The 8,632-nt window shown below is 53.3% G+C and carries 11 protein-coding genes; 10 read left to right on the top strand and 1 reads right to left on the bottom strand.

Annotation, left to right across the window (positions count from 1 at the left end; all coding sequences use genetic code 11):
* The 10 genes from VF260_03055 to rsmI form a co-directional block, all read left to right on the top strand.
* Nucleotides 1-717 (top strand): extracellular solute-binding protein (locus VF260_03055; protein HEX7056166.1); only part of this gene is annotated, 717 nt, incomplete at its 5' end.
* 155 nt (nucleotides 718-872) lie between these two features.
* Nucleotides 873-2,372 carry an aminotransferase class I/II-fold pyridoxal phosphate-dependent enzyme gene (locus tag VF260_03060; protein HEX7056167.1) on the top strand — a complete coding sequence of 500 codons (1,500 nt, stop codon included), beginning with the start codon at nucleotides 873-875 and terminating at the stop codon, nucleotides 2,370-2,372.
* A 20-nt stretch (nucleotides 2,373-2,392) separates the two neighbouring features.
* Entirely contained in the window at nucleotides 2,393-3,031 is a 639-nt protein-coding gene (gene tmk / locus VF260_03065; protein ID HEX7056168.1) for a dTMP kinase, read from the top strand.
* A gap of 17 nt (nucleotides 3,032-3,048) precedes the next feature.
* Nucleotides 3,049-3,378, top strand: coding sequence for a cyclic-di-AMP receptor (locus tag VF260_03070; GenBank protein HEX7056169.1), 330 nt, complete (start codon nucleotides 3,049-3,051; stop codon nucleotides 3,376-3,378).
* Between the two features lie 22 nt (nucleotides 3,379-3,400).
* On the top strand, nucleotides 3,401-3,847 hold the full coding sequence (locus tag VF260_03075) for a YaaR family protein (GenBank protein ID HEX7056170.1): 447 nt from the start codon (nucleotides 3,401-3,403) through the stop codon (nucleotides 3,845-3,847).
* A gap of 58 nt (nucleotides 3,848-3,905) precedes the next feature.
* Nucleotides 3,906-4,880, top strand: coding sequence for a DNA polymerase III subunit delta' (gene holB / locus VF260_03080; protein ID HEX7056171.1), 975 nt, complete (start codon nucleotides 3,906-3,908; stop codon nucleotides 4,878-4,880).
* 5 nt (nucleotides 4,881-4,885) lie between these two features.
* Complete coding sequence (locus tag VF260_03085; GenBank protein HEX7056172.1) at nucleotides 4,886-5,689, top strand: stage 0 sporulation family protein; 804 nt, start codon at nucleotides 4,886-4,888, stop codon at nucleotides 5,687-5,689.
* 49 nt (nucleotides 5,690-5,738) lie between these two features.
* Nucleotides 5,739-6,065 carry a DNA replication initiation control protein YabA gene (gene yabA, locus VF260_03090; GenBank protein ID HEX7056173.1) on the top strand — a complete coding sequence of 109 codons (327 nt, stop codon included), beginning with the start codon at nucleotides 5,739-5,741 and terminating at the stop codon, nucleotides 6,063-6,065.
* An 86-nt stretch (nucleotides 6,066-6,151) separates the two neighbouring features.
* Entirely contained in the window at nucleotides 6,152-6,919 is a 768-nt protein-coding gene (locus VF260_03095) for a tRNA1(Val) (adenine(37)-N6)-methyltransferase (GenBank protein ID HEX7056174.1), read from the top strand.
* 2 nt (nucleotides 6,920-6,921) lie between these two features.
* Nucleotides 6,922-7,815, top strand: a complete 894-nt coding sequence (gene rsmI / locus VF260_03100) for a 16S rRNA (cytidine(1402)-2'-O)-methyltransferase (GenBank protein HEX7056175.1) — start codon at nucleotides 6,922-6,924, stop codon at nucleotides 7,813-7,815.
* A gap of 102 nt (nucleotides 7,816-7,917) precedes the next feature.
* On the opposite strand, the gene VF260_03105 is transcribed toward rsmI, so the two are convergent.
* Complete coding sequence (locus tag VF260_03105) at nucleotides 7,918-8,163, bottom strand: AbrB/MazE/SpoVT family DNA-binding domain-containing protein (GenBank protein HEX7056176.1); 246 nt, start codon at nucleotides 8,161-8,163, stop codon at nucleotides 7,918-7,920.
* Nucleotides 8,164-8,632: the final 469 nt, after the last annotated feature.

The following is an 8,632-nucleotide window of genomic DNA, read 5'->3' on the forward strand; positions in this document are numbered from 1 at the left end:
CCCGCACATGGGATATGGGGAACCTACGCGCCGGTTCAGTTTTACGAATTCTACAAGACGATTGCCCAGAATGGCGGTGGAATCTGGAGCGCGGACGGCAAACCGACGGTCAATAGCAAAGCAAATGTCGATGCGTTGCAATGGATGCTGGATAAAGCCAATAAGTATAAAGTATCTCCGGCGCTAAACGATGATACGTTCAACCAGCCGGATGCCGACCTGAACGCATTTCTTTCCGGGAAAATTGCCATGCTGCGTGCGGGCATCTGGAATTTCGGCCGCTTTCAAGATGCTCCGTTCAAATGGGATGTGGCGCTTGAGCCCGGCAACACGCAGAAGGCGCACCATTTCTTTGCCGACGGACTGGTCGCCGCCAAGAGTTCCAAACACGGAGAGGCCGTCTGGAAGTTTATTAAATTTATTTCCTCCGACCCGGCCGCTGTCAGTTTGCGTATCAGCAAAGGGTGGAGCGTTCCCGCAATTGCCGATGAAGCGGTGATGTCCGCATACTATAAAGAGACGCCGCCGGAATCGAAGCGGGTTGTCTCCGAAGCGTTGGATTCGCTCGTTTTGCCGCCGGTCGGGCCGATTCCAGACAAGTGGAACGACTTGACAACCGCTGTCGGCGAAGAATTGGAAAAGGCGAAACTTGGCAAAATCGATGCGCAAACGGCGCTGGATAACGCGCAGAGCAGGGTGGAAGAGTTGCTGAAATAAAAACAGTTACTGCATTTTGTTTGGCAAAAAACCTCGGGCCTAAAATTTCTTGCCCGCGGTTTTTTGTCATGGAAAGCGCCGTTTGCACGCCAACTAAATATGTGTAAGATAGATATAGACGAAACAACCTTGTCACAACGAAGGGGTCAGCGCCCGTGGATCAGACAAAAGCGCCTTTGTTTGCGGCCATTGCCGGCCATCTTAAGGGAAATCCGACCAGTTTCCATGTACCCGGGCACAAATCCGTTCCTCCTGCCGAAAACGCGGATAGCGCGGTGTTTTTTCGCGGCGCGCTGGCGCTGGATCTGACCGAATTGCCCGGGCTGGATGATTTGCATCATCCGCAAGGAGCGATCCTGGAAGCGGAAAAACTTGCCGCGGCATGTTTTGGCGCCGATGAAACGCACTTTCTGGTAGGCGGCAGCACGTCCGGCAATTTGGCGCTTATTCTCGCCGTCTGCGCTGCGAACGATTTGATTATAACGCAGCGGAATGTCCACAAATCCGTTCTAAACGGACTTATGCTGGCGGAAGCATCCGTTGTTTTTTTGCCCCCGAAAATCGATCCGCGCACCGGCGTGGCTTGCGGCGTAGAACCGGAAGCGGTGCGCGCCGCTCTTACGCGCTTCCCCGAAGCGAAGGCGGTCCTTTTGACCAATCCAAACTACTATGGCATGGCAATGGATCTGCGCGCCATTACCGAAATGGTTCATTCGTTCGGCAAACCGGTTCTGGTGGACGAAGCGCACGGCGCGCATTTCGCTTTTCATCCCGGGCTTCCGCCATCGGCGCTTTCCTGCGGGGCCGACGCGGCGGTGCAATCGACGCATAAGCTGTTGTCGGCGATGACGATGGGGGCCATGCTGCATCTGCAAGGCGATTTGCTGGATCGGGAAAGCATCCGCTGGCATTTGGCGGCTCTGCAATCATCAAGCCCGTCGTATCCGATAATGGCGTCGCTTGACTTGGCGCGCCGCGAGGCGGCGCTTTACGGGCGCGACAAAATCGCGCAGGGCCTGGCGGCGGTAGAGACATTCCACCGCTTGCTCGCGGAAATGCCGTGGTTTTACGCGGAGGCGCAGGCGAGCCGGCAGCCGGCGTTTTTTGCGCGCGATCCGTTTAAAGTGATTCTGCACGACCGCACCGGAACAATCAGCGGCCCGCAATTGCTTGCGGAACTTGCGCGCGACGGCTGTTTTGCCGAGATGGCCGATCCGCTCAATACCGTTGTTGTCTTCAGTTTGCACTCCACGGCGGCCGACGCCGTCAAGCTGGCCCGCTCGCTGCGCAGGATTTCCGCCGATTGGCGGCTTGCCAAGAAGGAACTGCCGGTTTTTGCGGCGAATAATAATATATATACACCATTCGCTAACATCCAATCCCTATCCACCGTGTCATTTCGGGAATGGCGCCGTTTGCAGCGCAAAGCGGACGCTACAGTGGCCGTCAAGCTACACAGCGCAATCGGCTGCCGCAGCGCCGAAGCGGTGATTCCATACCCGCCCGGCATTCCGCTTGTTTATCCGGGTGAAATCATCACACCGGAAGCAGTTGCAGCGATCGACCAGCTATCGGCGTGTGAAACGCGTTTTCAAGGCTGTTCGGACCCTACCGCAAACACCGTAAATATTTTCAAAATGACAATGCAAAAATAGCTTATAGATGGAGGTCCACTGTGAAGGGTTTGTTCATCACGTTTGAAGGCCCTGACGGCGCGGGCAAGACTACGCAATTGAACTTGCTGGCAGCCCGTTTGCGCGGCGACGGCCTTGACGTCGTCACGACAAGGGAACCGGGCGGCACGCCGATCGGCGACCAAATCCGTGGCATCCTGTTGTCCCCGGAAAACCGCGAAATGGCCGCGCGAACGGAAGCGTTGCTGTATGCGGCGTCGCGCGCCCAGCATGTGCAGGAAAAAATTATCCCCGCGCTGCATCGCGGCAGCATCGTATTGTGCGACCGGTTTGTCGACGCCAGTATCGCCTATCAATCGGCGGGACTTGGCATCGATGAACAATGGGTGCGCACCATTAACGCATATGCCGTAGCGGGAATGGCGCCGCATCGGACGTATTTGCTTGATATTGCGGAGGCCGCGAGCAGGCGGCGCTTGCTTGATCGCGCAGGGCAAGCTCTGGACCGGATCGAACTGCGCGAAGAAGCGTATCATCGCAAAGTTCGCCGGAAATTTTTGCAAATTGCCAAGGAAGAATCCGACCGGGTAATGATGGTAAATGCCAACAGGGCGGAGGAGGAAATTGCCGCGGAGATCTATCAGGATTTCCAAAAGCTGTTGAGAGCGCTTTCAAACTGATTAAAGGAGGTGTCGGCATGAAGCTGGTCATTGCCGTTGTGCAGGACAAAGACAGCAACCGGCTGTCCGCCGCGCTGATCAAAGACGGGTTTCGGGCCACCAAACTCGCCAGCACGGGCGGCTTTTTGCGGGCCGGGAACACCACGTTTATGATCGGTATCGAGGACGACCGGATTGACGATGTTATTCAGGTGATCAAAGCAAATTGCAAAGTTCGCGACCAATTGGTAACTCCGGTATCTCCCATGGGCGGCACGACCGACTCGTATATTCCGTTTCCGGTTGAAGTGCAAGTCGGTGGCGCCGCTGTGTTTGTGCTGCCGGTTGAACGGTTCGAGCATTTTTAGACTTGCGGTTGGGTGATGGACGATGAAAATTGATCCCAGGTGGCGCCCGATCGGCAATGGGTTGCGACGTCACGACACGATAAGCGGTCAGCCGGTGCGGCAGAAAACTTTTTCGGATATGATGGCCGATCAGGATGAGCGGAACAGAGAAGATCGTTTGCGCGGGCTGCTGAAGGATATTGCCGAGCAGGGAGAACGGCTTGGCAAAACGATGACCGTGCGCGAATTGCGCATCTATAAACAACTCGTCAAGCAATACCTGGAAGAGACCGTCAGGCGTGGCGTTGGCCTTAAGGAAACGAAAGGCTGGGACCGCAGAGGCAGAGGCAAGCGGTATAAGCTGATCGAAGAAATTGACCGCAAATTGCTTGAAATGGCGGAAGATCTTTTGCAAAGCGAGCAAGGAAGAATCACGATTTTGGATCATGTCGGGGAGATTCGCGGTTTGCTGATCAATCTGCTTTTCTAACTGCTTTTCTAAAAGCGCATGCTTCAATCAGGCTGCAATCGAATGATGGAGAGATACGATGAACGCATTCCATACGGACGAAAATCGCGCGGTTGAAATGCTGCAAAGCGGGTTCGCCGCGGGCAAATTATCGCATGCCTATATTTTTCACGGGCCGAAAGGCACGGGCAAACGGAAGGCCGCCATGCGGTTTGCCCAAATGCTGTTTTGCACGGCCGACGGCCCAAAGCCGTGCGAAAATTGCGCCGCGTGCCGCAAGTTCGCGCACGGCAACCATCCCGATCTGCACGTGGTGGCGCCGGACGGCGGTTCCATCAAAATCGAGCAGATCAGGGATTTGCAGCGAAGGTTTTTTTACCGGAGTGAAGAAGCGCAGGTGAAAGTTTATGTGATTGAGCAGGCCGAGCTAATGACCGTCCAGGCGGCTAACGCGCTGCTTAAATTTTTGGAAGAACCGTCTGCGCAAATCAAAGCGATTTTGCTTACGGAAAACGGACATGCGCTGTTGCCAACCATTCGCTCGCGGGCGCAGTGGGTATCGTTTCACGCGGCGAATCCGGCGGATATGGAAGCGGCGCTGATGTCCGAAGGGCACGCTCCGGCGCTCGTCCGGGCGGCGGTGATGATCGCTGCCGGGCAAGATGAAGCAAGAGAGCTGCTGCAAACAAATTGGTTTGCGGAACTGTTGAACGTAATGATACAATTATGCCAAGAATCCGCCGATAATCCGCAGGGTGCGCTTGTCACCTTGCAGCAAAGGCTTATAAAAGCCAATCTGGCGGAACACATCGATACGCTGCTGGACCTTATGCTGCTTTGGTACAAGGATTTGGTTCATCTGGGCTGCGGACGCAAGCGCGCGCCGGTGTTTGCGGCGCACAAGGACTGGTTGGAGAAACAGGCGAGACAAAGCGATGTTTCGCGTTGGATCATATGCTTGGAGGCTATCGTCGAGACGAGCAAGCGGCTTCGCTACCACGTAAACCCGCAATTGGCGTTGGAGCAGCTTGTGATTGTATTGGGAAGGAGGTAGATTGTTTGTATTGTGTTGTCGGTGTGCGTTTTAAAAAAGCGGGTAAAATTTATTATTTCGATCCGGCGGAACTTCCCGTCAAAAAGGAAGACAACGTTATTGTAGAAACGGCGCGAGGGATCGAATATGGAAAAATTGTCATCGGGAAAACCAATGTTACCGAAAATGACGTCGTTTTGCCCCTGAAAAAAGTAATCCGGATTGCCGGCGAGGAAGACGCCGTTATTGTTGATGAAAATAAAAAAGCCGCCAAGGAAGCGTTTGGCACATGTTTGCAAAAGATTGCCGAACATGGGCTGAAAATGAAATTGGTGGATGTTGAATATACATTTGATCGCAACAAAGTTATTTTTTATTTCACGGCCGAAGGAAGAGTGGATTTTCGCGAATTGGTGAAAGATCTCGCGGCAGTCTTTCGCACCAGAATCGAGCTCAGGCAAATCGGCGTTCGCGACGAAGCCAAAATCAAAGGGGGCATCGGCCCTTGCGGCCGCCCGCTTTGTTGTTCGACCTGGTTGGGCGACTTTGCTCCGGTGTCCATCAAGATGGCGAAAGACCAGAATTTATCTCTCAATCCGACCAAAATCTCCGGCCTGTGCGGACGGCTGATGTGTTGTCTGAAATTTGAGCATGACAATTATGAAAGCGTAAAAGATGAAGTTCCCGCAGTCGGGAAAGAAGTCGCCACCTCGATCGGCAACGGCAAGGTGATGGCGATCAATGCAAACGACCGCACCTTGCAGGTGCAAATTTACGAGTTGGACAAAGTGATGACGCTGCCGTTTGATGATGTCGTGGCGCTTACTTAGAGAGAAATGCCGCGAGTGCAAAGAATGATGGGAGCCCAGGGGTGAAACAGTGGACAAACATCCGATCTTCAGGCAAATCGGCGATTTGGAAGAACGAATGGGGCAAATGTTTGCGGATTTTGGCGCCTTGAAAAAGCAAATCGTGCAGTTGCTGGAAGAAAATAAGCGGCTTGGCATTGAAAATCAGCAATTACGCAAATTATTGAAAAACGGGACTCCCCGCGAGCCTGATTCCGAAGCGGCCACTGTGGTTGGGGAAGGGTACGATAATCTGGCGCGCCTTTATTATGAAGGGTTTCATATTTGCAATGTCTATTACGGGCATTTGCGCACGGAGGGCGACTGCCTGTTCTGCCTGTCGTTTTTAAACAAGTAAATTTCCCGCCGCGGGCCGGTTTGCAAAGTTGACCTGCGGCGTTTTTTTGCCGAAAATAAAGTCGAGTTGATTGTCCGGAGGCAGCTATGACGGAAGTGGCTTTGCGCGGGCGGGAGCGGATTGACGATCTCCTGACGCATCATTTGAAAATCATCCAGAGCGACGAAGTATTCAGTTTCTCGCTCGACGCGGTGTTGCTGGCGAGGTTTTGCACGGTTCCTGCAAGAGGCAAAATCATCGATTTGGGCACCGGCAACGGAGTCATTCCATTGCTTTTATCCACGCGCACGCAGGCAACGATCATCGGCGTCGAAATACAGGAGCGATTATGGGATATGGCCGTTCGCAACGTTGCGCTCAATGGACTGCAACACCAATTGTCGATGATTCATGGCGACTTGCGGGAAATTCGGCAGGTTACCGGAGCGGGCAGCTTTGATGTCGTCACGATCAATCCGCCGTATTTGCCGATTGCCTCGGGCGACAAAAATATCAATGCGCATGTCGCGGAAGCGCGGCATGAAATCAACTGCACGTTGGCGGAAGCCGTTGCGGCATGCGCCGGGTTGGTGCGCGCGGGGGGAAAAGTGGCGATGGTGCACAGGGCTTCGCGGTTGGCGGAGATCATCGTATTGTTTCGGCAACATCGCCTGGAGCCCAAACGGATTCGGTTTGTGCATCCGCGGGCCGGACAGGAAGCCAATCTGGTGCTGGTGGAAGCGACGCGCGACGGCAAGCCGGAAGTGCGCTTGTTGCCGCCATTGATAGTGCATGAAGGCGAATCGTATTGCCGGGAACTTGAAGACATTTATCTGGGCAGACAAAATCGGCTTACGGCCGGTGAAGGTGGCTGAACATGCAAATCCAGCAAAGTTTTGCGGAACATGAAGGAACCAAAGATGCGGGCAAAGGACGATTGTATCTGGTGGGGACACCGATCGGCAACCTGGAAGACATGACGTACCGGGCGATTCGCACGCTCCGCGAAGCGGACTGGATCGCGGCCGAAGATACGAGACAGACGCGCAAATTGCTTGCCCATTTCGCCATTCCCGGGAAGCTGATCAGCTATCATGAGCACAACAAACGGGAAAAAGGGCGCGAACTTGTCGATAAGCTTTTGGCGGGCCAGTCGGTGGCGTTGGTTAGCGACGCGGGAATGCCGGCCATTTCGGATCCGGGTGAAGATCTGGTAAAAGAGGCTTTGGCGCATGATATCGCCGTGATCGCCATACCGGGCGCGAGCGCCGGGTTGGCCGCGCTCATCGTATCCGGCTTGCCGGCGGCGCAGTTTTCCTTTGCCGGCTTTCTGCCGCGGGAGAAAAAGAAATTGCAGCGGTCGCTTAAAAAGCTGAACGCTGCGGGCGGAACGGTGATCGTCTACGAGTCTCCGCACCGGCTTGTCCAGACGCTGCAGGCGATGCTTGCCGCATGGGGCGACCGCCGCATCGCGGCGGTTCGGGAACTGACCAAGAAACATGAAGAAATATTGCGCGGGACGATAGCGGAATGTTTGGAACATGTTCGTTCCGTTCCGCCGCGGGGAGAATATTGTTTGATCGTGGACCTTGCGGAAGGAGAAGCGGCAACGCCGGCAATGGAGCAATGGTGGCACGGCCAGTCCATTTCGCAACATGTCGAACATTATTTGCGGGAATGCGGCGATAAAAAAGAAGCGATGAGACGCGTAGCAGCCGATCGGGGCATCAGTCGGCGAGAGGTTTACAGGCACTTGCTTTCGGAACAGTAGAAAAAAGTCTCTGCGCACATTGTGCACAGAGACAAAGGAGAAATGAAAAAGGTTAGAATTAACAAATGAATAACTTTATTATAACCGATTTTTTTCATTTTGTCACAGGTTAGGCAATTCTTTAACACAATCCTGGCAAACAATTTTTCCTTTGAAGTAGGTGACATTCTCGGCATTGCTGCAAAAAATGCAGGCGGGTTCGTATTTTTTCAGCATGATGCGCTCGCCATCCACATAAATTTCCAGCGCGTCTTTTTCGCCGATGCCAAGCGTGCGGCGAAGTTCGATCGGGATGACAACGCGGCCCAATTCGTCGACTTTTCTAACAATACCGGTAGACTTTAACATGAAAATAAAACCCCTCTCTTATCCGAAAAAATTTTAATCGGCAGCTTTCGACAAACTTTTCACTACTATCGTACCAGCGTTTCCCAAAATAGTCAATATCACTTCCGCACTAAAATTGAATATTTACAAATTTTTAGGATTTATATTTTTTCGCGGTGTTCGCAATGTTTGCTGCCAAGGCTTTTGCCGGCAAATTGCCAAAAATGGACAGCGCGGCAGGCGACGGAAAAAATGGGCAGAACGATTGCCAGAAAAAAACCAGGCTCTAGCGACATGATTCGACATTATTTGCGATGCAAAGGGGACGAACATATGACATGGCATCTGCAAGAAGAAAAAGTTTTTAAAGATCCGGTGCACAAATACATTTATGTACAGGACAAGCCGATCTGGCGCTTGATCAATACCGCGGAATTTCAACGGTTGCGCCGCATTCGCCAACTGGGCACGTCCTATTTTACTTTTCATG

It is taken from the genome of Bacilli bacterium, from assembly GCA_036381315.1.
Lineage (GTDB): Bacteria > Bacillota > Bacilli > Paenibacillales > KCTC-25726 > DASVDB01.